A 22800-nucleotide genomic window follows, 5' to 3' on the forward strand; every position below is an offset into this window, starting at 1 on the left:
GTCTCCTATTTGGTGCGTGCGTAATGACGCATCTTGTCGTGATCGATGGTGATGCCCAGGCCCGGTCCTGTGGGGACGGCCACGGAAAAGTCAGAATAATCCAGCGGTGCGGCCAATATGTCGTCGGCCAGCAGCAATGGCATGAACAATTCGCTGCCCCAAGCGAGCGGGATGGTGGAGCAGAATTGCAGGCTCGCCGCCGTACCGATCGGCGAATCCAGCGCGGTGCCGCCAAAGCATCCAATGCCCGTTGCCTGTGCCATGCGCGCGATTGCCATCGACTTCAGAAAGCCGCCCGATTTGGACAATTTAAGTGATACCAGTGTCGCGGCGCGGGCGCGGACGATGTCCACCATGTCCGCGGGCGAGCAAATGCCCTCGTCGGCCATGATCGGCAGGCTCGACCGGCGCACCAGGTCGGCCATGCCGGCATGGTCGATGCGCGGGATCGGCTGCTCGATCATCTCGACCCGCGATCCTTCCAGTATCGGCAACAACCGCGCGATGTCGGGAAAACTCCAGGCTTCATTCAGGTCGATCGCGCACGGCAGATCAACCGCGTTGGCGGTGGCCACCGCCCGCTTGACGTCGTCGACAGGATCGCCCCGGCCGACCTTGATCTTGAAACGATTGTGCAGGCCGGCATCGACCTTGGCGCGCGCCTCGGCGACATCCGGTTTCATCTCGCCGGTCGCGAGCACCCACAGCACCGGCACCCGGTCGTTGATCCGCCCACCCAGCAAATGGCTGACCGGCACGTCCAGCGTCCGGCCAGCAGCATCGAACAGCGCCATCTCGATCGCCGCCTTGGCCACCGGATTGCCGAAAGCGACCTTGTCTAATTCCGCCATGATCGCGTTGATCGCGAACAGATCCTGCCCGACGACCAACGGCGCAAGGTAGCGTTCGACGACGACCTGCATGGCCTCCACTGCTTCGCCGCCCCACCACGGACCACCGGGCACCGTCGCGTCGCCGATGCCCTCAACGCCGTCTTCGGTCAGGACGCGGACGATCAGATAGCTTTGATGCGTCAGGACCGCGCGGCTCAGCTTGTGCACGCGCTTGAGTGGCAGATCGATGATGTGGGTTTCGACGGATCTGATTCGTGTGCCTACGGCAGCGATCGTAGGCGCGGTCAGTTCTTCCAACATCGTCTCTCCAGATATTAAATAGCTGCCGCAAAAGCGTACAGACTTGCCATCCACCGCACTTACTTATAGTGAATATTCACGTGATAAGTCAATGATAGAGGATGCGGTGGCGAACAAGATTTTCGGATCGGCGGCACAGGCGCTTGACGGAGTCGCATATGACGGGATGATCATCATGTCGGGTGGCTTCGGCTTAACCGGGAATCCCGAGGACTTGATCGGCGAACTGCGGCGGCTGGGTCCGAAGGGTCTGACCGTGATCTCGAACAACTGCGGCGCGGATGGCTTCGGCCTATGGGCGCTGTTGGCCAATGGCCAGATCCGCAAGATGGTCAGTTCCTATATCGGCGAGAACAGACTGTTCGCTGAGCTCTATCTCGCTGGCGAGCTGGAACTGGAACTGAACCCTCAGGGCACGCTTGCCGAACGCATCCGGGCGGGCGGTGCGGGCATCCCCGCTTTCTATACGAAAACCGGGGTCGGAACAGTGGTGGCGGAGGGGAAGCCGACCGAGCAGTTCGAAGGCGAGACCTATGTTCGCGAAAGCTGGCTGCGCGCCGATCTGGCGATCATCAAGGCCTGGAAGGCTGATTCCGCTGGCAATCTGATCTACCGAAAGACTGCGCGCAATTTCAATCCGAACATGGCCACCGCCGCGCGGATCACAATTGCCGAAGTTGAGGAGATCGTGCCGGCTGGCGCGCTGGACCCCGATCATGTCCACACGCCAGGCATCTATGTTGATCGGGTCATACTAGCGTCAGGATACGAAAAACGCATCGAGCAGCGCACAGTACGGTTACGGCCGGTCACGGGAGACGCATGATGGCATGGACGCGCGATCAGATGGCGGCACGTGCCGCACGCGAATTGCGAGACGGATGCTACGTCAACCTGGGCATTGGCATACCGACGCTGGTGGCCAATCACGTGCCGCAGGGTATTGATGTAACATTGCAGAGCGAGAACGGGATGCTTGGCATCGGTCCTTTTCCCTATGAGGAAGAGGTCGATCCCGATCTCATCAATGCGGGCAAACAGACGGTGACGACGCTTCCCACGTCCAGCTTCTTCTCCTCGGCGGACAGTTTCGCAATGATCCGTGGCGGCCATATCGATTTGGCGATTCTCGGCGCGATGCAGGTAGCGACCAATGGGGATCTCGCCAACTGGACGGTCCCCGGCAAGATGATCAAGGGCATGGGTGGAGCGATGGATCTGGTCGCCGGCGTGCGGCGCGTCGTCGTGGTAATGGACCATCTCGATCGCGACGGCCGGTCCAAGATCGTGGACAAATGCACCTTGCCGCTGACCGGCGTAGGCGTGGTCGACGCCGTCATTACCGATCGCGCCTGTTTCGAGATCGACCGCGCCGCGGCCACCCTCACGCTGAACGCGCTCGCGCCGGACGAGACGATCGATGGCGTCCGTGCAGTGACGCCCATTTCGTTCCGCGTGGGGGCGATGCTGTGACCGAAGCCTATTTGTGCGATGGCGTCCGCACGCCGATCGGTCGCTTTGGCGGTGCACTGGCGCATGTGCGGACGGACGACCTTGCGGCCATACCGCTTCGCGCGTTGCTAGCCCGCAATGCCGCGCTCGATCCGGCGGCGATTGATGAGATAGTCCTTGGCTGCGCCAACCAGGCCGGGGAAGATAATCGTGATGTCGCCCGCATGGCCGGGTTGCTGGCGGGGTTGCCCGTATCGGTGCCCGGCACCACGCTCAATCGCCTGTGCGCATCGGGGCTCGATGCTGTCGGCACGGCGGCCCGCGCCATCCAGGCGGGCCAGATCGATCTCGCCATCGCCGGCGGAGTCGAATCCATGTCGCGGGCGCCGTTCGTCATGGCCAAGGCCGAGACCGCTTTTCAGCGATCGTCTGCAATCGAGGATACAACGATCGGCTGGCGCTTCGTCAATCCGGTGATGAAGGCACAATATGGCGTCGATTCGATGCCCGAAACGGCCGAGAACGTCGCGGAGTTCTATGGTGTGGATCGATTGGCGCAAGATCGCTTCGCCGTTGCGAGCCAGCAGCGCGTCGCTCTTGCAAGCGCGGCCGGATGGTTCGCGGGCGAAATCGTGGCAGTCGAGACACACGACGCCAAACGCCGCCCGGTATGCGTTGCGGTGGACGAGCATCCCCGCGCAGGCACTACGCTGGCGGGCCTTTCCTCGCTCAAGGCCCCCTTCCGTGTGAATGGAAGCGTCACGGCCGGCAATGCATCGGGGGTCAATGACGGAGCCGCAGCGATGTTCATCGCGTCGGCAGAGGCGGTCAAGGCGCATGCATTGCGGCCGCTGGCGCGGATAGCCGGCATGGCGACCGCCGGTGTGGAACCACGTCTGATGGGCATCGGCCCGGTGCCTGCGACCCGCAAACTGCTGGCGCGGCTTGGGTGGGGGATCGGTGAATGTGCCGTCATTGAGATCAACGAGGCGTTTGCCGCGCAGGTGCTCGCATGTTTGAGGCAATTGGACGTCGATCCCGAAGATGATCGGGTCAATGCCAATGGCGGCGCGATCGCGCTCGGTCACCCATTGGGGATGTCCGGCGCGCGGCTTGCGCTAACGGCAGCACGGGCATGTGCAAAAGCTGGTGCCGGTCGCGCGCTGGTGACATTATGCGTAGGCGTGGGACAGGGAGTCGCCCTTGCGCTGGAGGCTGTCTGACCGACCATCCCCTTAAGGCCGGAGCGGAAGTCGCGACCTTTTCACAACCTGGCGCATCGCAATACTCGACGTGACCCTAGCAACATGCTTAAGCCGCGTCAGTTTACGCGCGTGCAAACTTTCAAGATCGTCGACATCGCGCGCGACCAGGCGAATGAGATAGTCCGCTGTCCCGGTCATCAGGAAACATTCCATAACTTCGGCCACTGATGCGATGTCCGCTTCAAACTCGCGCAGCGCATGCTCTGCCTGAGAAGTCAGCGTCACAGTCAGGAATACATTTAGCGGCAACCCCACTGCTTTTTGGTCGACGAAAGCACCATAGCGTTCGATGATGCCTTTCGCTTCCAGTTGCTTAACGCGCCGCAGACACGCGGAATCCGACATTCCGGCATGCCGGGCTAAATCAGCATATACCATCCGCCCGTCTTCCTGCAGAGCGTTCAGGATCGCGACATCGACAAGATGCAAATGATCGACGGTCTCCACCATATTAGCGCATTATATCGCATGTTTGCTCCATCTGTATAGGCTATTTCGCCTAATTCGGGTGAGAAGCTGCGCGCAATTCATCGTATGCTTGTCAGACACTGGTGCAGGGAAGATGATGATGCGGATCGGCATACCTAAAGAAATTAAGACGCTGGAAAGCCGCGTTGCGGCAACGCCCGGATCGATCCTGCAACTTGTGCAGAAGGGGCATCAGGTCTTCGTCGAAACGGGCGCGGGCCATGGCGTCGGCATCGATGACGAGGCGTACCGGGCCGCGGGTGCGGCAATCGCCGCCGATGCCGACACTCTGTTCGACCAGGCCGAACTCATCGTGAAGGTCAAGGAACCGCAGCGGGCCGAAGTCGCGCGGCTGCGGCCGCATCACATCCTGTTCGCCTACCTCCATCTGGCGCCCGACCCTGATCTGACGAAAGGGCTAATGGCGTCCGGCGCCTCCTGCATCGCTTTCGAAACCGTGCTCGATCGCAACGGGCGTCTTCCGCTTCTTGCACCGATGAGCCAGGTTGCCGGACGCATGGCCATCGACGTGGGCGCCGTTCATCTGCTGCGCCCATTCGGTGGGCGGGGCCTTCTTCTTGGCGGCGCTCCTGGCGTCGGTCCGGCCAAAGTGCTCATCCTGGGTGGAGGCGTGGCGGGCAAGCATGCCGCCGAAATCGCAATTGGGCATCGGGCTGACGTAACGATCATGGACATCTCGGCGACGCGTCTCGAAGAACTCGACGATATCTTCGGCGGCAGGGCTAAGACGGTCTATTCGACCCCTCAATCCGTGCGCACTGCGGCATTCGAAGCGGACCTGGTGGTAGGTACTGTCCTGATACCTGGCGCGACGGCGCCGCACTTACTACGCCGTGCCGAATTGAGGTCGATGAAACAGGGATCGGTGCTTGTGGACGTGTCCATCGACCAAGGGGGCTGTTTCGAGACCTCCCGACCGACGACTCACGACAAACCGACCTTCGTCGTCGATGACGTTGTGCATTATTGCGTAGCAAACATGCCAGGCGCTGCGCCGCTGACCTCAACCTATGCTCTTGAAGCTGCGACAGCGTCTTATGTGATGCGCTTGGCGGATCACGGCATAGATGCCGCCTTCTCCGCTGATCCGGGATTTGCTGCGGGTTTGAACATTCGAGGCGGCGCAATAGCCCATCCCGCGATCAAGTCTGTCACATGATCAACGGCGTAGCGCGCGCTCGGCATCTTCTAGAGACTCGAAATATTCCGGCTCCTTTCCAACCGGGGTCGAGCGTGCGACCTGTCGTCTGAGCAAAGCGGATGAAATTACGATGATGTTGCGGCGACGTCCGGCGCGGTCCAAGTCTGACATGATTTGCTCGTGGCGTTTCACAATTTCCGCACATTGGGGCGCGAGCTCGTTCAGATCAGAAATCGAATCAAACGGTTGCCCTGCTGCCGACCGGATTAGTGCCCTAATCCGATCCTCATAAGCGCGCATTTCGTCCATTTCCCAGAACCCACTCAGTTTCTCAAGCAGGATATGGCGCTCCGAATCCCAGGATACTTCAAACATTTGCTCTTCCTGCACCTTGCATGTCATCGAACTCGCATTCGGGTTTGCTATCACCGCTTTTTTCGAGATGCTATCGCTGCGTCGTCGAAAACCAGCGTCTCCTTTAAACTAGAGGGTAAGCGATGCGATCAAGGCGCTGATGCCATTCGCGACGCCGCATCCACTCCAACGGCGTGATCACGGTGAACGAATAGTAATGAACGGCAGACTGCCCTGTTAGCCCTGCAGCGAGCAGATATCTCTCAGTTTTTCGACAAGCGGCGTACGGTCGTTCAGCCGAGAAACCATGTAGATTATGGCGAAAGGTTCTTCGTCAATTGGGACGAAGCGCGCCTGAACCACGTCATGCATGGTTTTATCGAAATCGGGGACCAGAGCCACGCCGTAACCGGCTGCCGCCATTGCAATTGCGACCGGCATGCTTTCCACCTGCTGCCGAATATTGGGCGTGAAACCTGCCTCCGCGCACATCCGGCATAGCTTGTCATAAGAGGCGGGGTAGCTATGGCGACTGAGGGCGACGAACGGCAATTCCTTCAACTCCTCCGCCTTCACGGATAGCCTTTCGGCTAGAGGGTGGTCTGGGGCAACACATAGGACCAGTCGCTCGTGAAGTGCCGGACGCACATCGAGCGCGACCGTGTCCGAGGTGGCGAGTGCTTCGCCGAGCGAAAGATCGACGAAACCTATGTCGAGCTGCCCCGATATCACCGCCATATACTGCTCGTCGGATCGCTTTTGCTGCAACACGAGATCAGCATTGGGAACCTCCGTGCTGAAGCGTCGCAGATAGTGACCGAGCTTGAACAGCATCACAGAACTCATGAAACCGATCAGAACCTTCCCCTCGATACCCCGATCCACACGCCTTGCTTCCTGCGCTGCGTCTTCGGCCTCTGCGAGGATCCAGCGGGCCCGCTCCAGAAAAACCCTGCCTGCGCCTGTAAGCTCGACGGTGCGGTTGCTGCGTTCGAACAGCTTGACCCCAAGTTCCAGCTCAAGCGCCGCAATCTGCTGACTGAGTGGCGGCTGTGATATGTTGAGGCGGATCGCGGCACGGCTGAAATGCAGCTCCTCCGCCACGGCAACGAAGTATCGGAGATGTCGAAGTTCCATTGGCGATATCTACGCGAAACCCCGTGAGGAAAATACAACCTCTTTTTCGCCGCACCGATTTTGGAAGCGGGTGAATGGACGATACGCCTGAGCTATCGCCACGATCCTATATCCATATTGGACGAGAAAGGGTGGGATACTGTCAGATCAGTTTGGCTTGCTACCCTGCGTGCTGCCCGCAGGCACAGCCCGGACAGAATGTCGGGAAGAAAAAAGTGCCAAGCAAGCGAAATTGATGGGGAGTGCGATGAAGATCGAGACGAAATTTGCGCGAACGGACGGGTCCAGGGTGCCCTATTCGGTCTTCAGCAGCGACGACATCTATCAACGCGAGCAGGAGCGCATTTTTCGCGGTCCGACTTGGAATTTCCTCGGCCTGGAGGCCGAGATTCCGAATACGAACGACTACAAGTCCACATTCGTCGGCGACACACCTGTCGTGATGACGCGGTCTTCAGACGGCGATATTGCCGCTTGGGTCAATCGCTGCGCGCACCGTGGGGCGATCCTGTGCCGCTACAAGCGGGGCAACGCGGCGACGCACGATTGCGTCTACCATCAATGGAGCTACGATCCACGAGGTGCCTTGATCGGCGTTCCCTTTCGCCGAGGCCAGAAAGGTGCGCCGGGCATGCCGGCCGATTTTAAGCCATCTGACCACGGTCTGCAGCGCCTCCGCGTCGATAGTTATAAGGGGCTCGTCTTCGCGACGTTCAGCGAAGAGATCGAGAGTCTCGCCGACTATATTGGGCCAATAATGCGCCCCTACGTCGACCGGGTTTTTTGTAAGCCGGTCGAATATCTGGGATGCACCCGCCAATATTCAAGCTCAAACTGGAAACTCTATCTAGAGAATGTGAAGGACCCATACCACGCCAGTCTTCTCCATATGTTCCACACGACATTCAATATCTTTCGAGCGGGTATGCGAGCGCACAGCCTGATTGGACGGGGAGGTCTGCACAGCTTGTTCATGTCCATAAAGGAGGGGCATGACGACGGATCGGCTTATAAGGATCAGAATATCCGTTCTTTCGACGAGGGCTTCGCACTTCAGGATACCAGTCTTCTCGCGCTTGTGCCGGAATATGAAGAGGTAGCGTCGAACCATATCCAAGCGATTTTTCCACAACTCGTCATACAGCAGATTCACAACACCCTCGTCGCCCGACAGCTTTTACCAAAAGGGCCCAATAATTTCGAGCTAGTCTTTCATTTCTTCGGATATGCCGATGACACACCAGAGATGAGGGCGTTACGGATCAAACAGGCCAATCTTGTTGGGCCTGCGGGCTATATCTCGATGGAAGATACCGAAGCGACGGAACTGGTCCAGCAGGGCACAGCGGCGTCGCCTCATTTATCCTCCGTCATCGAGATGGGACGGAGCGACGAAAGCGGAACGTCAACAATCACCGAAGAGATGATCCGCAGCTTCTGGCGAGCATATCGCGACCTCATGGACCTGCCTGCGGAGGAACTGGCATGACACCCATGCAGACCACCCGGTTCGAGATGCTGATGCTTCTCGATCGATATGCCGATGTGATCGACAATGACCGGCTGGAGGAATGGCCAGACCTGTTCGCCGAAGACTGCCTCTACGAAATCATCCCGAAGGAAAACGAGGATGGGGGCTTTCCCGCTCCTTTAATTCGGTGTGACAACAGGCGGATGCTGCACGATCGGATCGTTTCGCTCAGGCAGGCCAATATCTACGCGCCGATGACATATCGCCATTTCTTCTCGGGCCTCGTAATCTCCGATATCGGAGCGGATACGGTCGATTTCAGCTGCAATTATCTCGTCGTGAGTAGCAGCGAAGCCGGCGATTCTCGTATCTATCAGGTGGGCCGCTATCTCGATCGTGCCGTGCGCGACAGCGGCGACTGGTTGTTTGCCAGCAAGCGGGCGATATTCGATACCGCGCGGGTACAGACCCTGCTTGCGCTGCCGATTTAGGCCCTTTTTCGCGCTATACCTGCGCGTTTCGCAGGCTCAATCCCTAGGCTAAATCTGCGGGTTTCAACCTTGTATGGAATTTCTATGAACTGGATTGATATCGGACCTGTCGACATTGTGGCGGAGGGCGAAGTCGCTGCCGCAGATGCGAAGGGCGTTCCGCTCGCATTGTTCCGTAAGGATGGCCACTGCTTCGCACTGCACGATCTATGCACGCACGGCCAGGCACGGTTATCTGATGGTTTCGTTGAAGACGGCTGCATCGAATGCCCGCTGCATCAAGGTCTCTTTGACATAGAAACCGGAGAGCCGCGATCCGCGCCTGTGACGGAGGCCGTGCGCAGCTTCCCTGCGCGCGAGCATGATGGTCGGATACAGGTGGCGCTCGACGGAGAAGGCAATGGCGACTGACACGTTTTGCGTGGTCGGTGCGGGTCAAGCCGGCGGTTGGATCGTCAAAACGTTGCGCTCGCGGGGCTTCACAGGACGGCTCGTGCTGGTTGGTGCGGAAGGGCATCCGCCGTATGAAAGGCCGCCATTATCGAAGGCGGCCTTGCGGGATGCCGACGCCGTCTCCCAGACTGTGCTTATGTCGCTCGAGGCGCTGCGCGCAGCCGGAGTCGAGGCACGGCTCGACGATCCGGTCGCGTCGATCGACTTGGCGAAGCGCGTCGTTCGCTGCGAAAGCGGCAGCGAAATCGGCTATGATCGCCTATTCCTGACCACCGGCGCTCTCTCGCGCAGACCCGACTGGCTGGGCCCGGTCCTTTCCTCTTGCGTTCACATGCTTCGCACACTCGACGATGCCGCCGCGTTGCGGGAAGGTCTTGCGGCCGGTGGACATCTGCTCATCGTTGGCGGCGGCTGGATCGGGCTGGAGGTTGCGGCGACCGCCCGCGCGCTCGGTGTTGGCGTTACCGTGGTCGAGGCTGCACCGCGTCTGTGCGCGCGATCCGTGCCAGAACCGGTGTCGCGCTGGCTCGCCGATCTCCACCATCGCAACGGTGTGACCTTGCACCTCGGCCGTAGCGCGCAAAGCATGGTTGAAACCGACGGTGGGGTTACGCTGCTACTTGACGATGGTGGCAGAATCGCGGCGGACCGTATGTTGGTTTGCGTCGGAAGCATCCCTGAAACGCAGCTTGCCGAGGCTGCCGGACTCGCTGTGTCAAACGGCGTGATGGTCGATGAAACCGGGCGTACGTCCGATCCCCACGTCTTCGCAGCAGGCGACGTTGCTAATTTCCCTTGCCCGTTCGTAGGCGGGTCGGTGCGCCGCGAGAGTTGGGCCAACGCGCAGAACCAGGCGATCGTGGCCGCACGAGCGGCGCTTGGTGACGACCTGCGATATGTCGAACTGCCCTGGCTCTGGTCGGAACAGTATGAGCACAACATCCAGATCGCCGGACTGCCCGAAAAGGCGGCGACGGTGCTATTCAAGCGCGGAACGACGGTGGACGGGGGATGCTGGCTCGGCGTGGATGCCAACGGAATGCCGATCGGTGCGATCGGCATCGATTCACCAAAGCTTTTTCGTCCTATTTTAAAAGCGCTAAAGGACAGCACACCCATCGCTATGGACGATTGGGGCTGCCTTTAGGCTTCGCCATCATTCGCCAGGGTGAATTCTGCCTTGGAATCAGTTCGTAATTAATCAATACTGATGTCAATCTATTGCAAGCGCCCTAGGCTCAAACGTTGCAACGCGCTGCGGGTAGTTAATGTAAGAAAAGCGCACTCGGCGCCAGTTGGAGTTTGTTGCCCGTTTGACAAATCCCTCGCGATTTGGAAGCTGCATAATCTCGCTCGCCAACGCCACATCCTCGATCATTCGTTTGTTCTGCATAGACATCGAGCGTGAGGTGTATCGGCCGTGGGTGCGCGAACGACTGACGTCGTCACGCTCGACCTCTCGGCTGCCGATCAGATCAGAGGCAAGTTCGGCTGTTCCGCCGCCTTCGCTGAGTCCGGACCGAAGTAGCAGCAGATTACCGCAATTCTCGATGATGGTGTGCGCCCCTTCGCCGTAAACGGCCTTGACCTGAGCGGATGACTGGAAGCCGATCACTACGCAGCCGCCGAATTTCCGGAGACGTGCCTGTGCGTCCTTCAAGCCCTCAATCCGCCCCAGGGCATCCAGTTCATCAATCTGAAACCAGATCCGGCGATCCCGAACGGGAGGTAGCGACAAGGTTTCGAGGATGGCGATGTTCATCCAGCAGGAAATCAACCCGCGCAGCGCTGCTATCTGGTTGGCGGTATAGGGTAGCCAGAGAGACCCCGTGCCGGATCGGACCCATTGCCTGATCGAGAAGGACTCCCCGTCCAGCGGCGTGATGAAGCGAAGGTTTGCAATTGCTGGCGCTAACGTGCCGAGAATGCTGGCGAGCATCTTCTCGCCGCCCGGCTCGAAATAGCGCGCGGCGGCTGTGTCCTGACACAGGAGCTTCAACTCGGCGACGGAGCCTGACGCGAGTATGGTGATGAGGTCGCTGGTCGTGCCGAGCCCAAGCCGTCCAAAATTTTCCAGCGCTGCCGCGAGCAATTGCTGGGCATAGGTGATCCACTGATCGTGCTCGCCAATACCGAGGTGCGGCAGCACCGACTGGGCGAGAAAAGCATAGTCGCCCGGGCGCTCGATCTCGGCGAGCAGGTCCCAACGCGCGCAGCGGCGATCGAAGGGGTTGAGTATGACGTCGCCGGCTTCGAAGAAGGCGCTCATCGCAGCGCCGTCCGGATCGGCAACGACCTGACGGTCACCGCGCCGGATCGCATCCGCCATGAGCGCTCGTAGAGCGGTCGACTTCCCTGAACCGGTGGCACCGATCGCCGCGACATGCATGGTTTCGTCCTCCCGGGAGAGCGGAACTCCCGCCAAGGTGACGCCGCCCATCAGGCGGGCCTTGAGTCGACCACCACGCTGTCCGGTGAAGACGCCGAGGCGGGTGCCGCGCAGATGGGAGACCTTGCGCGGGCCGGCGGCAAGACGGGCTGCGATCGTGCCGCCCAAGAAACCGAAGGCCGCGGGCATCATCACCGCAAGCGGCCAGCTGTCGGCTTGAAAACTGGTGTAGAGCCAAAACCCAAGCGCGCTGCCGCCGAGCCAACCGAACGGAGTATAGACGAGCGGCCAGAAAGTCCGGCGATCGACGCCCTGGACGATTGCCGCCGCGATCGTGCCGGGGAATGCGGCACGAGAGGATATCGAGCCTCTTTCAGCAGGGCGATCGGCGGATCAGCGCCTGTCTTCGCAGGGCCGTGGCCGCGATCGCGCCGCATGCGCCCGCAAAGGCATGCGATGATTTCGTGCAGATGATCATGGTGTTGCTGCTCGGGCTGCCGCAGCGCCATCTGGCGGTGCCGAACACGGATCTTGCCGCCGTCAGCGCCAGCCTCAGCGCGCTGATCGATCGGGAACTGGACAGGCTGACGCAGTTGTCGGCGGCCTGAGGCGGTCGGCCGCCGCCCCGATCACGGGCCGGCGATCAGTCCTTCGCCTGGCTCTTCTTCTTGCGGGTACGGGTCGCATAGAGCAGGGCCGCCGCGAGCGCGGCCGATCCGATGCCGGCGCCCACGCCCGCGCCGATCCACATGCCCACGTTGGCACCCGGCTTGGCGGGGGCCTTCGCGTCTGCGGGGGTCTTGGTCTTTTCGGGCGTTTCTTCGGCCACCGTGCGGCTCTCCGTCGAGAAATCGTGACTGGAATGGCTGACTTTTAGCCGCCCGAGGGCGATGCTGTCGAGCCGGCCCGTCGCGCGATCAGTGCGCCATGGCCTTCACGATCTCCTCCACCATCTTCTTGGCGTCGGCCAGCAGCATCATCGTATTGTCCTGGTAGAAGACGTCATTGTCGACGCCGGCATAGCCCACGCCGCCCATCGATCGCTTGATGAACAACACGGTCTTGGCCTTGTTCACGTCGAATACGGGCATGCCGTAGATGGGGCTGGACTTGTCCGTCTTGGCGGCCGGGTTCACCACGTCGTTCGCGCCGATGATGAAGGCCACGTCCGTCTGCGCGAACTCGCTGTTGATGTCTTCCAGCTCGAACACCTCGTCATAGGGTACGTTCGCTTCGGCCAGCAGCACGTTCATGTGGCCGGGCATGCGGCCGGCGACGGGATGGATCGCATATTTCACGGTCACGCCCTCGGCCTTCAGGAGATCGCCCATCTCGCGCAGGGCATGCTGGGCCTGGGCTACCGCCATGCCGTAGCCCGGCACGATGATGACCTGCTCGGCCTGCTGCATGAGGAAGGCGGCATCCTCGGCCGAGCCGCGCTTCCACGGCCGCTGCTCCTTGGCCTCGCCGCCGCCACCGCCGCCGGCCTCACCGCCGAAGCCGCCCGCGATCACGCTGATGAAGCTGCGGTTCATCGCCGCGCACATGATGTAGCTCAGGATCGCGCCGGAGGATCCCACCAGCGCGCCGGTGATGATCATCGCCGTATTGTGGAGCGTGAAGCCCATCGCCGCCGCCGCCCAGCCCGAATAGCTGTTCAGCATCGAGACGACGACCGGCATGTCCGCGCCGCCGATCGGGATGATGAGGAGGAAGCCGATCGCGAAGGAGAGGATCGCGATCGCCCAGAACATCGCCGGCGTATCGAGGTGGAAGAGCGAGACGAGGATCAGGATCGCGGCCAGCGTGCCCAGATTGATGATGTGCCGTCCGGGCAGCAGGATCGGCTTGCCGCCCATGTTCCCGTTGAGCTTCAGGAAGGCGATGACGGAGCCGGAGAAGGTGATCGCGCCGATCGCGATGCCCAGGCCCATTTCGATCCGGCTGTTCTTGGCGATGTCCAGCCCGCCGGGCTCCAGAATGCCGAATGCCTCCGGATTCAGATAGGCGGCGATCGCCACAAGCACGGCGGCGAGGCCGACCAGACTGTGGAAGGCGGCCACGAGCTGCGGCATCGCCGTCATCTGGATGCGCCGCGCCGTGACGAGGCCGATCGCGCCGCCGACGGCGACGGCGCCCACGATCTCGATCAGCGAGCCCTGATGGGTGAGGAGGGTCGTTGCGATGGCGATGGCCATGCCGGCCATGCCGAAGCGGTTGCCGCGCCGGCTGGTCGAGGGGCTGGAAAGCCCGCGCAGCGCGAGGATGAAGCAGACACCCGCGACCAGATAGGCCAGCATCGCCCACGGATTGACGGCAACATGCTCCATTCCAAACCCCCTTCGCCGCGGCGCCCGCATGTCGCGGTGCGCGGCCTTATCCTCTCAGGCGCAGGCGGCTCATTTGGCCGCCGGCTTGTCCTTCTTCTTGTACATGGCAAGCATGCGTTCGGTGACGGCGAAGCCGCCGAAGATGTTTACCGAGGCCAGCGCCACCGCGATCAGGCCCAGCCATTTCGCCACGGAGGAGCCGCCGAGCGCTCCCGCCGCGCTTGCCACCAGCGCGCCGACGATGATGACGGAGGAGATGGCGTTGGTCACCGCCATCAGCGGCGTATGCAAAGCGGGCGTGACCGACCAGACCACATAATAGCCGACGAAACAGGCCATCACGAAGATGGACAGGATCGAGATGAAGTCCATATGCGTCCCCTTCAGCCCAGCAGTCTCGGATGCACGACCCTGCCGTCCCTGGTCAGGCGGATCGCATCGCCGATTTCCTCGTCCAGCACCGGCCTGCCCGCTTCCTTATCCCAGAAGGCGGACAGGAAATTGAAGAGGTTGCGCGCGAACAGGGCGGATGAATCCGCAGCCATCGTCGCGGCGATATTCCTGGCGCCGATGATCTTCACGCCGTGCTTGGTGACGGTTTCGCCGGAGATGACGCCCTCGACATTGCCGCCGCTCTCGGCCGCCAGATCAACGATCACGCTGCCCGTCCGCATCGTGGCGAGCTGCGCGTCCGATATCAGGCGCGGGGCGGGGCGCCCGGGGATCAGCGCGGTCGTGATGACGATATCCTGCTTGGCAATGTGCGCGGAAACCAGTTCGGCCTGCGCCTTCTGATATTCCTCGCTCATCTCGGTGGCATAGCCGCCCGATCCCTCGCCCTCGATCCCCTTCACGCTTTCCACGAAGATCGGCTTGGCGCCGAGCGACTGGATCTGCTCCTTCGTGGCCGAGCGCACATCGGTCGCCGAGACCTGCGCGCCCAGCCGGCGGGCGGTGGCGATCGCCTGCAGGCCGGCCACGCCCACGCCCATCACGAAGGCCTTGGCGGCGGAAACCGTGCCCGCCGCCGTCATCATCATGGGAAAGGCGCGGCCATATTCGGCCGCCGCCAGCAGCACGGCCTTGTAGCCGGCGAGGTTCGATTGGGAGGAGAGGATGTCCATCGATTGCGCGCGCGTGATGCGCGGCATGAATTCCATCGCCAGCGCCTCATAGCCGGCCGCCGCATAGGCATCGACGCGCGCCCGCTCCCCGAAGGGATTGAGGCCGGCGGCGATCCACGCGCCGGGCCGGGCGCCGGCAAGGCTCGCGGGATCCTGCCCCTGTATGCCGAGGATGATGTCCGCGCCGGCGAGGGTCGCGGCGCGATCGCCCACGCTGGCGCCTGCGGCCGCATAATCCGTGTCGGCGATCGAGGCGGAGAGGCCCGCGCCGCCTTCGACAGCGACGGAGGCACCGAGGGCGGCGAACTTCTTGGCCGTTTCAGGCGTCGCGGAAACGCGCGTCTCTCGGGCCGCCGTCTCCTTCAGGACGGCGATCTTGATAGCCACGAAGGATCAGCGCGTGATGAGAAAGACGACGAAGGCCGCGATCAGCGCGCAGACGATCGTGCCCGTCTTCGCGAGCCCGATGAAGCGCGCATAGGTTTCCTCATGCGCCTTCTGGTCCATTGGAGCGCCTTCGGCCATCTGCAATCCCCGTCCCTGTTGTTTCGGGCGGTTTAGACGCGCTGTTCCTGTACCTCAAGTGCTCGAAGGGCCAAGGCGATCCAATTCGGCGTGAGTCTTTTGGGCAACACCCACCAGAGCTTGAGTTCCCTCGCATTTTCGATCGCCAGATCCTGTGGATAACTTTATCGTGCCGGCGGCGTCGATCGGCCTTCGCGGAAAATTGGCGCAAACAGGACTCTTGACCGCGGAGTCCCGGCGGATTCATTTGCGCGGCTCATTGCGGGGAAGGGCGGAAGACATGGGGGTGGTACGTCCGATACGGGAGGCTGCTGCGCGGCCGATGCTGGCCTTGCTGCCGCTGGACACGATCCTGATCGGGGATTGCATCGCGGAAATGGCGAAGCTGCCGGATCGATCGATCGACATGATCTTCGCCGATCCGCCCTACAATCTACAGCTGGGGGGCGATCTCTTCCGGCCCGATGGCAGCCAGGTGGATGCCGTCGACGACGAATGGGACAAGTTCGACAGCCTCGGCGCCTATGATCGCTTCACGCGGCGCTGGCTGAAGGAGGCGCGCCGCATCCTGAAGGATGATGGCTCGATCTGGGTGATCGGCAGCTATCACAACATCTTCCGCGTCGGCACGGCGCTACAGGACGAGGGCTTCTGGATCCTCAACGACATCGTCTGGCGCAAGGCCAATCCGATGCCGAATTTCAAGGGCACGCGCTTCACCAACGCGCACGAGACGATGATCTGGGCCTCGAAGGGCCAGAAGGCGCGCTATACGTTCAACTATCGCGCGATGAAGACGCTGAACGATGATGTGCAGATGCGTTCGGACTGGGAGCTTCCCATCTGCGGCGGTGCCGAGCGCCTGAAGGACGAGCACGGCCACAAGACGCACCCGACGCAGAAGCCGGAGGCATTGCTCTATCGCGTGCTGCTCGCCGCCAGCAAGCCGGGCGACATCGTGCTGGATCCCTTCTTCGGCACGGGCACCACGGGCGCGGTCGCGCGGCGCCTGCGCCGCCGCTGGATCGGCATCGATCGTGAGACGACCTATGTGAAAGCGGCGCGCGCGCGCATCGATGCGACGCTGCCGCTCGATGAAAGCGCGATGCTCGTCGTGCCCGAACGGAAGACGGAAAAGCGCGTGGCATTCGGCGTGCTGGTGGAATCCGGGCTCGTCGCCCCCGGCACGAAGCTGCGCGATGCGCGCGGGCGCTGGCATGCGGAGGTGATGGCCGATGGTGGGCTGGTCTGCACGGACGGCAATGCCGGCTCGATCCACAAGCTGGGCGCCACGCTTCAGGGCGCGCCTTCCTGCAATGGCTGGACCTTCTGGCATGTGGAGGAAGGGGACGCGCTGTTGCCGATCGATGCGCTGCGCCAGCGCCATCTGGCGAAGGCGGCCGGCTGACAGGCGGGGCGGTTCGTCGCAACTCGGGTCCGGCGTGAATATAAGGGAGGTGCTTCTGCCGATCCCTCGTTATGGGGTTCGCATGGCCCGTCACATTCCGCTCGCCGCCACCCTTCTTTTCGCAGCCGTCCCCGCGCTCGCGCAGCAACCGGCACCGGCGCCCGTCGCCGCCACTGCGCAGGCGCCTGCTGCCGCCGCGCCCAGTGTTTCCGCGCCCAGTGCCGTCCCGCCCGCGGAGGGAGGGCCAGACATCACAGTGAGCGGCCAGGCGAAGCCGATCGATCCGCTGGACGGGCCTTCCATCTTCCTGAGCCCGATGGGAGAGCCTTTCCGTTCGGAGGACAAGCTTTCGGGGGCCGAGCACTGGTTCCTCAAGGCCGATGCGAACGGGGACCGGCGCGTGACGCGCGAGGAATTTCTCGCCGATGCGATGCGCTTCTTCGCGATCGTCGACAGCGATCATGATGGCGTGATCGGGCCGATCGAGCTGCTGCACTATGAAACGGAGATCGCACCGGAAACGATGGTCACCTCCACCTGGGGCGACATGTCGAAGATGAAGGTGGATTCCGATGGCAACATCACGGCGCCGCCTTATCCCACCCGGCTCGGCGCCGGGCGCTACAGCTGGGTCGCGGCGCCGGAGCCGATCATCGCGGCCGACACCAACATGGATCGTGGCGTCACCAAGCTGGAATTCCAGATCGCCGCGATGGCCCGGTTCAAGGCGCTGGACCGCAACGGCGATGGCGCGCTCGTCCGCGCGGAGCTGCCCCGGCTGGTTTCGCCGCACATCAAGGAATGATGCCGGGCGCGCATGCTGATCGGGCATGACGCCGGCCGCCGCCGCCTGTAGGAGGCGGGCATGGCCGAACGCTTCGAACGACATCGCCAGCCCTGGCGGCAGGACGAGATCCAGAAACTCCATACGCTCGCGAAGAAGGGCATGGCGCTCAAGGCGATCGCCAAGGCGCTCACTCGCAGCGAGGAATCGGTGAAGGAGCGCGCCAAGCTGGACGGGCTCTCGATCGCCAAGCTGCATTGATCGGCGGCATGGTCCGCTCTCGTCTCTATCTTCGCCCGACCGGCTTCGTGGAGGCACCCTTCGGGCATGATGGCAAGGTGCTGCGCCTGGCCGGCGGGCTCTGCTTCTTTTCCGCCATCGAGGCGATCGAGGTGGAGGATGGCCGCCGCATCGCGCAGACGCTCGTGCCTGTCGAGCGGCTGGAGGATTTCCTCGCCTCGCTGCCGGGCGATCTCGCCGATCAGGGGCGGGGCATGCTGGCCCGGATCGTGGCGCCGCGCCCGCCGCTTCAGGTGGGCGCGCGCACGATCCGGCTGGATCAGCCGCAGGTGATGGCCATCCTGAACATGACGCCGGACAGTTTTTCGGACGGGGGCCGCCATGCCGATCCGGGCGCGGCCGCCGCCGGCGCCGCGCGCATGCTGGAGGCAGGCGCGGCGCTGATCGATGTGGGGGGCGAATCCACCCGGCCGGGTGCCACCACCGTCTGGGAGCAGGATGAGATTGCCCGCGTCGTGCCGGTGATCCAGCTGCTGGCCGGCGGCGGGGCGGCCGTTTCGATCGATACGCGCAAGGCGGCGGTGATGGCGGCGGCGCTGGATGCGGGCGCGGGGCTGGTGAACGATGTCTCGGGCCTCACTTATGATGGTGAGGCGGCGTCGCTCGTCGCGGCGCGCGGGGCGCCGGTCGTGCTGATGCACCATCAGGGCGATCCCGCGACGATGCAGCAGGATCCGCATTATGGCGACGCCCTGATCGATGTCTATGATTGGCTGGAGGATCGGATCGAGGCGGCGGTGGAGGCCGGCGTCGATCGATCGCGGATCATGATCGATCCCGGCATCGGCTTCGGCAAGACGCTGCGCCACAATCTCGCCGTGCTGAACGGCCTGTCGCTGCTCCATGGGCTCGGCTGTCCGATTCTGCTCGGCGCGAGCCGCAAGCGCTTCATCGGGGCGCTTTCGAACGAGGCGCCGACGGAGGCGCGTCTTGGCGGGTCGGTTGCGGTCGTGCTGGCGGGCGCGGCGCAGGGCGTGCAGATGGTCCGCGTCCATGATGCGTTCGAAACCGTGCAGGCGCTGCGCGTCTGGCGCGGCCTGCGCGATGAGGCGCTGTCGCCGATCTAGAGAGGCAGCGGCGGCTCCGGCAGGTTTGTCCGGCGGGGCGTCACAGCCCCGACAGGAGATCCCCGAAGGATCGGCGGTGGTGGCGGGAGGGGCCGATCGTCATGATCGCCTCGCGATGCGCCTTCGTGCCGTAGCCGCTATTCTGTTCCCAGCGATAATGGATGTGCCGCTGCGCGAGCCGCGCCATCAGCCGATCGCGCATCACCTTCGCCATGATCGAGGCCGCCGCGATCTGCGGCACCTTGGCGTCGCCCTTGACCACCGCCATCGCATCGCCGGAAAGCCCGCGCGGCACATCGATCCCGTCGATCCGCACGGGGGCGTCCAGCGCCAGCCGCGCGACGGCCTGCGTCATCGCCTGCAAGGTGGCGTTGCGGATATTGTACACATCGATGTAGCGCGCCGATCGCGCCGCGAAGGAGACGCGGGCGGCCCCCGCGATCAGCGGGTAGAGCGCCTCGCGTTCGGCGCGGTCGATCTTCTTGCTGTCGTCCAGCCGCGCCAGCAGGCCCTTGGGCAGGGCCGTCGGATCGAACCAGACGGCGCAGACAACGACCGGCCCGCACAGCGCGCCGCGCCCCACCTCATCGCATCCGATCACCGGCGGGAACAGGCTCGCGCGCTGCCGCGCGAACGGGCGGATGGCGGGCTTGCGGGGGGAAGGCGGGGGCTTGGTCACGCGCAGGCAAGAATATCCGAGCCGTTCCCACCGCGAAAGCACGGAGCCGGCCCCATCGCCCCAGCCTCCATGCCTTTTCCGCCGAGCCGCAGGTTCGGGGTCAGCGTGCCCGGCTGATCGGTCGCCCGCCCGCCTCGCGCAGGCGGATCACGCGGAGATAGCCGTCGACGAGTGCCTGGTTGACGCGATCCCAGGTGTAACGCTCGCTGGCGAGCAACCCGGCCCGGCCGGCGGCCTGCCGCGCATCGCGATCCTCGCAATAAAGGCGCAGCGCCTGCGCGAAGGCCTCGTTCGCGCCGGGCCGGATCAGTCGACCGGTGACGCCATCTTCCACCAGGCTCTCGCTGCCCGTGGCCTTGGCCGCCACCACCGGCAGGCCGCTGGCCATCGCTTCCAGCGTGACGTTGCCGAACGTCTCCGTCACCGAAGGATTGAACAACACATCGCAGGAGGCCACGGCGCGGCCCAGATCCTCGCGGCCCTGAAAGCCGGTGAAGATCGCATTTTCAGGCAGGCGCTTTTCGAACCATTCCCGCGCCGGCCCTTCGCCCACCACCACGATGCGCGCCTTCGATCCGCGCCGCATCATCAGGTCGATCGTCTCGGCGAAGACATCCAGCCCTTTTTCCATCACGAGCCGGCCGACATAGCCGATCGCCGCTTCGTCGTCGGCCAGGCCGATGCTGCGGCGCCACTCCATGTCGCGGCGCGTGGGAGTGAACAATTCATTGTCCACGCCGCGCGTCCAGATGCCGACATCATAGCTCATGCGCTGTTCGCGCAGCACCTGGGCCATCGATTCCGATGGCGCGAAGATCGCGTCGCAACGGCGATAGAAGCGCCGCAGCCAGGCCTCCACCGCCGGCTCCAGAAACGCGAAGCCATAATAGCGCGGATAGGTTTCGAAGCGCGTGTGGACGGATGCAACCACCGGCTTGCCCCAATGGCGCGCGAGCGTGACGGCACGATGGCCCAGTATCTCCGGGCTGGAGACGTGGAAGATGTTCGCGCCGAATTCGCGTATGTCGCGGCGCACCTTTCCCGGAATGCCAAGCGGCGCGCGATATTCGCCGCGGCCGGGAAGGGGGATGGAGGGAACGTTCACCACCCGGCCGGTGGAAGCGAAGGCGGGCCTCGCCACCTTGGGGCTGTAGATGCGCACCTTGGCTCCCTGACGCATCAGATAGCCGACAAGCCGGTTCAGTGCCTGATTGGCCCCATCCCGCACATAATTATAGTTGCCGGAGAAAAGGGCGACGCGAAGGTCGGTGACGTCCATCGCGTGCCCCTAACGAAGGGGCGCGCCGGGTGCAACGCGGCTGCGCCGAGCCGACGATCCGGGAAATCCGCTTCCGGATGCCCCGTCGCGGGATCGTGCGGGGATCAGCCCCCGATATTGCCGTCGGCGGATTCCAGCGCGCGGCCGGCGGCGCTCGCCTCGGCGGCAACGGCCTTGGCGCCGTTATAGATGAAGCCGTAAGTGGGGTAGGCGCGGGTGCCGATATTGCCGATCGGCGAATACCACACCTTCACCTGGCTCCAGTCACCGGCGGGCGAGGCATCGACGACGGTCACGTCGCGCTCGACACGGCCCTTGGCGCCGCCCCAATTTGCGTGGGTCACCTTGATGATACGGTCGGAAACGATCTTGGTGACGGTCGCGACATGGCCCGAACGCATCGCGCCGATCGCCTTGAACACCAGAACCGAGCCCATCTTGGGGGCCTCGCCATGGGCATATTTGCCGATCGCCTGGTGCCACCAGCTCGCGGCGGCGCCGAAAAGCTGGATGCCCGAGAAGACGCGGGCGAAGGGCGCGCACTGCCAATAGGTCTGGGCGTTGGCGGCCGTGGGGGCCGAAAGCGCTGCCATGAAGATCAGGGCGGCGAAGGCTGCCCGTATATTCCTGAACAAGGTGTCGAATCCCCCGACCCGGCTGATATGATCGGGCTACGGTGTCGGGGCGGAGCTGTTAAGCGGGCCTGCGGCGAAGCGACTGAGTCCTGCGTTTATCTGCGGTTCAGTTCCCGAAGCCTTTTTGAAAGGTAAACGGGTGCCCAACGGGCGTGCAGGAAAAAGATGCTCCGTGTTCGAAGGGTGACGGGAATCGTCAGCCTTGCGAATCGTTGCGTCGCTTTTCGTCTTCCCGCGCGCGCTTGCGGTCCTCGCGGGCGCGCTTCTCCTCTTCCTTGCGCATCTTGCGGCCGTAATTGCGGTCCGCCTCGCTCTGGCTGGTCGTCGCCTTGTCCACGCCCCAGCTCGCCGCCTTCACCGGCGCGGTAACGATCGTTCCCACCGTGCGGACGCAGCCGGTGAGCGAGAACGCCGCCAGTGCGAGCAGGGGGAGGATGCGGGTCATTCGCATGGCTTGCCGGTCCTTTGCGGCGGGATCGCGGCAGGCGCGATGGAATGCGGTGGGAACGGTGCGGACAGCGGCGGGGCGAGCCCTTCGCCTCAGGGGGCCGGGGTCGCCGTGGCCAGCGCCAGCGCCACTTCCGCGGCCGATACGCCGCGCAGGAATTCGCAGCCCACGATCTCACCGATCCGCCAGACGACGCGCGCCTCGGCATGCCCCGTGCGGCCAAGCCGGAAGGTCAGCATGTCGCCGTCCGCAAGATTGGCGGCACATTGCGCGCCGAAACCGCCTTCGGAAATGTTCCAGAGCGTGACCGAGGATGTTTCGCCATCGGGGCCGCGGATACCGCAGGTGGCTCGTGTCTGCCATCTCTTGGTCCGCCGCCGGTCAAATGCCAGCCTTTCCCCCGTCGGCGTGATGAAAACCATGCT

The 22800-nt window shown here is 63.1% G+C and carries 28 protein-coding genes; 13 read left to right on the forward strand and 15 right to left on the reverse strand.

Annotated features, from left to right (window positions below):
* Positions 1-5 precede the first annotated feature (5 nt).
* The gene (locus tag DI605_RS03845; RefSeq protein WP_293969293.1) at positions 6-1154 is read right to left on the reverse strand and encodes a muconate/chloromuconate family cycloisomerase; all 1149 of its coding nucleotides are present in this window, start codon (positions 1152-1154) and stop codon (positions 6-8) included.
* A gap of 91 nt (positions 1155-1245) precedes the next feature.
* Between DI605_RS03845 and DI605_RS03850 the strand changes: the two genes are divergently transcribed.
* From DI605_RS03850 to pcaF, 3 genes are read left to right on the forward strand one after another with little or no spacing between them, the layout of a single operon-like run.
* Complete coding sequence (locus DI605_RS03850) at positions 1246-1980, forward strand: CoA transferase subunit A (protein ID WP_293970146.1); 735 nt, start codon at positions 1246-1248, stop codon at positions 1978-1980.
* Positions 1980-2627, forward strand: coding sequence for a 3-oxoacid CoA-transferase subunit B (locus DI605_RS03855; protein WP_293969296.1), 648 nt, complete (start codon positions 1980-1982; stop codon positions 2625-2627). Before DI605_RS03850 ends, DI605_RS03855 begins: the two co-directional genes overlap by 1 nt.
* The gene (gene pcaF, locus DI605_RS03860) at positions 2624-3829 is read left to right on the forward strand and encodes a 3-oxoadipyl-CoA thiolase (RefSeq protein WP_293969299.1); all 1206 of its coding nucleotides are present in this window, start codon (positions 2624-2626) and stop codon (positions 3827-3829) included. Before DI605_RS03855 ends, pcaF begins: the two co-directional genes overlap by 4 nt.
* A 12-nt stretch (positions 3830-3841) precedes the next feature.
* Here the strand turns inward: pcaF and DI605_RS03865 are convergent, their stop codons facing one another.
* The gene (locus DI605_RS03865; protein WP_293969302.1) at positions 3842-4321 is read right to left on the reverse strand and encodes an Lrp/AsnC family transcriptional regulator; all 480 of its coding nucleotides are present in this window, start codon (positions 4319-4321) and stop codon (positions 3842-3844) included.
* Between the two features lie 118 nt (positions 4322-4439).
* Between DI605_RS03865 and ald the strand changes: the two genes are divergently transcribed.
* Positions 4440-5519: an alanine dehydrogenase gene (gene ald / locus DI605_RS03870; protein WP_293970149.1), complete on the forward strand. Its 1080-nt coding sequence runs from the start codon at positions 4440-4442 to the stop codon at positions 5517-5519.
* Here the strand turns inward: ald and DI605_RS03875 are convergent, their stop codons facing one another.
* The gene (locus tag DI605_RS03875) at positions 5520-5903 is read right to left on the reverse strand and encodes a hypothetical protein (RefSeq protein WP_293969304.1); all 384 of its coding nucleotides are present in this window, start codon (positions 5901-5903) and stop codon (positions 5520-5522) included.
* Between the two features lie 189 nt (positions 5904-6092).
* On the reverse strand, positions 6093-6992 hold the full coding sequence (locus DI605_RS03880; protein WP_293969307.1) for a LysR substrate-binding domain-containing protein: 900 nt from the start codon (positions 6990-6992) through the stop codon (positions 6093-6095).
* A gap of 247 nt (positions 6993-7239) precedes the next feature.
* On the opposite strand from DI605_RS03880, the gene andAc reads away from it, so the two are divergent.
* The 4 genes from andAc (at position 7240) to DI605_RS03900 (ending at position 10554) form a co-directional block, all read left to right on the forward strand.
* Positions 7240-8481: an anthranilate 1,2-dioxygenase large subunit AndAc gene (gene andAc, locus DI605_RS03885; protein WP_293969310.1), complete on the forward strand. Its 1242-nt coding sequence runs from the start codon at positions 7240-7242 to the stop codon at positions 8479-8481.
* Positions 8478-8954 carry an anthranilate 1,2-dioxygenase small subunit AndAd gene (gene andAd / locus DI605_RS03890; protein WP_293969313.1) on the forward strand — a complete coding sequence of 159 codons (477 nt, stop codon included), beginning with the start codon at positions 8478-8480 and terminating at the stop codon, positions 8952-8954. The genes andAc and andAd overlap by 4 nt, the downstream gene beginning before the upstream one ends.
* 84 nt (positions 8955-9038) lie before the next feature.
* On the forward strand, positions 9039-9365 hold the full coding sequence (gene andAb, locus DI605_RS03895; RefSeq protein WP_293969316.1) for an anthranilate 1,2-dioxygenase ferredoxin subunit AndAb: 327 nt from the start codon (positions 9039-9041) through the stop codon (positions 9363-9365).
* Complete coding sequence (locus DI605_RS03900) at positions 9355-10554, forward strand: FAD-dependent oxidoreductase (protein WP_293969319.1); 1200 nt, start codon at positions 9355-9357, stop codon at positions 10552-10554. The genes andAb and DI605_RS03900 overlap by 11 nt, the downstream gene beginning before the upstream one ends.
* Before the next feature lie 66 nt (positions 10555-10620).
* Here DI605_RS03900 and DI605_RS03905 read toward each other — a convergent pair whose 3' ends face one another.
* Positions 10621-11988, reverse strand: a complete 1368-nt coding sequence (locus DI605_RS03905; protein ID WP_293970152.1) for a type IV secretion system DNA-binding domain-containing protein — start codon at positions 11986-11988, stop codon at positions 10621-10623.
* Between the two features lie 224 nt (positions 11989-12212).
* Between DI605_RS03905 and DI605_RS03910 the strand changes: the two genes are divergently transcribed.
* A complete protein-coding gene (locus DI605_RS03910; protein WP_293969322.1) occupies positions 12213-12404 on the forward strand; it encodes a hypothetical protein in 192 nt (63 codons plus the stop codon).
* A gap of 35 nt (positions 12405-12439) precedes the next feature.
* Here DI605_RS03910 and DI605_RS03915 read toward each other — a convergent pair whose 3' ends face one another.
* From DI605_RS03915 to DI605_RS03935, 5 genes are all read right to left on the reverse strand, one after another.
* Positions 12440-12625, reverse strand: coding sequence for a hypothetical protein (locus tag DI605_RS03915; protein ID WP_293969325.1), 186 nt, complete (start codon positions 12623-12625; stop codon positions 12440-12442).
* Positions 12626-12713: 88 nt separating this feature from the next.
* Positions 12714-14126, reverse strand: coding sequence for an NAD(P)(+) transhydrogenase (Re/Si-specific) subunit beta (locus tag DI605_RS03920; RefSeq protein ID WP_293969328.1), 1413 nt, complete (start codon positions 14124-14126; stop codon positions 12714-12716).
* Positions 14127-14195: 69 nt separating this feature from the next.
* Positions 14196-14498, reverse strand: coding sequence for an NAD(P) transhydrogenase subunit alpha (locus DI605_RS03925; protein WP_293969331.1), 303 nt, complete (start codon positions 14496-14498; stop codon positions 14196-14198).
* Positions 14499-14509: 11 nt separating this feature from the next.
* Positions 14510-15631 (reverse strand): NAD(P) transhydrogenase subunit alpha, encoded by a 1122-nt coding sequence (locus DI605_RS03930; RefSeq protein WP_293970155.1) that lies wholly within the window; start codon positions 15629-15631, stop codon positions 14510-14512.
* Between the two features lie 12 nt (positions 15632-15643).
* Positions 15644-15775 (reverse strand): aa3-type cytochrome c oxidase subunit IV, encoded by a 132-nt coding sequence (locus DI605_RS03935; protein ID WP_293969334.1) that lies wholly within the window; start codon positions 15773-15775, stop codon positions 15644-15646.
* 280 nt (positions 15776-16055) lie between these two features.
* Between DI605_RS03935 and DI605_RS03940 the strand changes: the two genes are divergently transcribed.
* From DI605_RS03940 to folP, 4 genes are all read left to right on the forward strand, one after another.
* Positions 16056-17183: a site-specific DNA-methyltransferase gene (locus tag DI605_RS03940; protein WP_293969337.1), complete on the forward strand. Its 1128-nt coding sequence runs from the start codon at positions 16056-16058 to the stop codon at positions 17181-17183.
* Between the two features lie 82 nt (positions 17184-17265).
* A complete protein-coding gene (locus DI605_RS03945) occupies positions 17266-17988 on the forward strand; it encodes a hypothetical protein (RefSeq protein WP_293969340.1) in 723 nt (240 codons plus the stop codon).
* Between the two features lie 60 nt (positions 17989-18048).
* Positions 18049-18228, forward strand: coding sequence for a hypothetical protein (locus tag DI605_RS03950; protein WP_223797146.1), 180 nt, complete (start codon positions 18049-18051; stop codon positions 18226-18228).
* A gap of 8 nt (positions 18229-18236) precedes the next feature.
* Positions 18237-19334 (forward strand): dihydropteroate synthase, encoded by a 1098-nt coding sequence (gene folP / locus DI605_RS03955; protein ID WP_293969347.1) that lies wholly within the window; start codon positions 18237-18239, stop codon positions 19332-19334.
* 40 nt (positions 19335-19374) lie between these two features.
* Here folP and DI605_RS03960 read toward each other — a convergent pair whose 3' ends face one another.
* The 5 genes from DI605_RS03960 to DI605_RS03980 form a co-directional block, all read right to left on the reverse strand.
* Positions 19375-20013: a ribonuclease HII gene (locus DI605_RS03960; protein ID WP_293969350.1), complete on the reverse strand. Its 639-nt coding sequence runs from the start codon at positions 20011-20013 to the stop codon at positions 19375-19377.
* 100 nt (positions 20014-20113) lie between these two features.
* The gene (locus DI605_RS03965) at positions 20114-21292 is read right to left on the reverse strand and encodes a glycosyltransferase family 1 protein (protein ID WP_293969353.1); all 1179 of its coding nucleotides are present in this window, start codon (positions 21290-21292) and stop codon (positions 20114-20116) included.
* A gap of 104 nt (positions 21293-21396) precedes the next feature.
* Complete coding sequence (locus DI605_RS03970) at positions 21397-21927, reverse strand: CHAP domain-containing protein (RefSeq protein ID WP_293969356.1); 531 nt, start codon at positions 21925-21927, stop codon at positions 21397-21399.
* 196 nt (positions 21928-22123) lie between these two features.
* Positions 22124-22372, reverse strand: coding sequence for a hypothetical protein (locus DI605_RS03975; RefSeq protein WP_293970158.1), 249 nt, complete (start codon positions 22370-22372; stop codon positions 22124-22126).
* 95 nt (positions 22373-22467) lie between these two features.
* Entirely contained in the window at positions 22468-22797 is a 330-nt protein-coding gene (locus DI605_RS03980; protein ID WP_293969358.1) for a PilZ domain-containing protein, read from the reverse strand.
* Between the last annotated feature and the right edge of the window lie 3 nt (positions 22798-22800).

Origin of the sequence: Sphingomonas sp. (genome assembly GCF_003248515.1) — a bacterium.
Lineage (GTDB): Bacteria > Pseudomonadota > Alphaproteobacteria > Sphingomonadales > Sphingomonadaceae > Sphingomonas_I.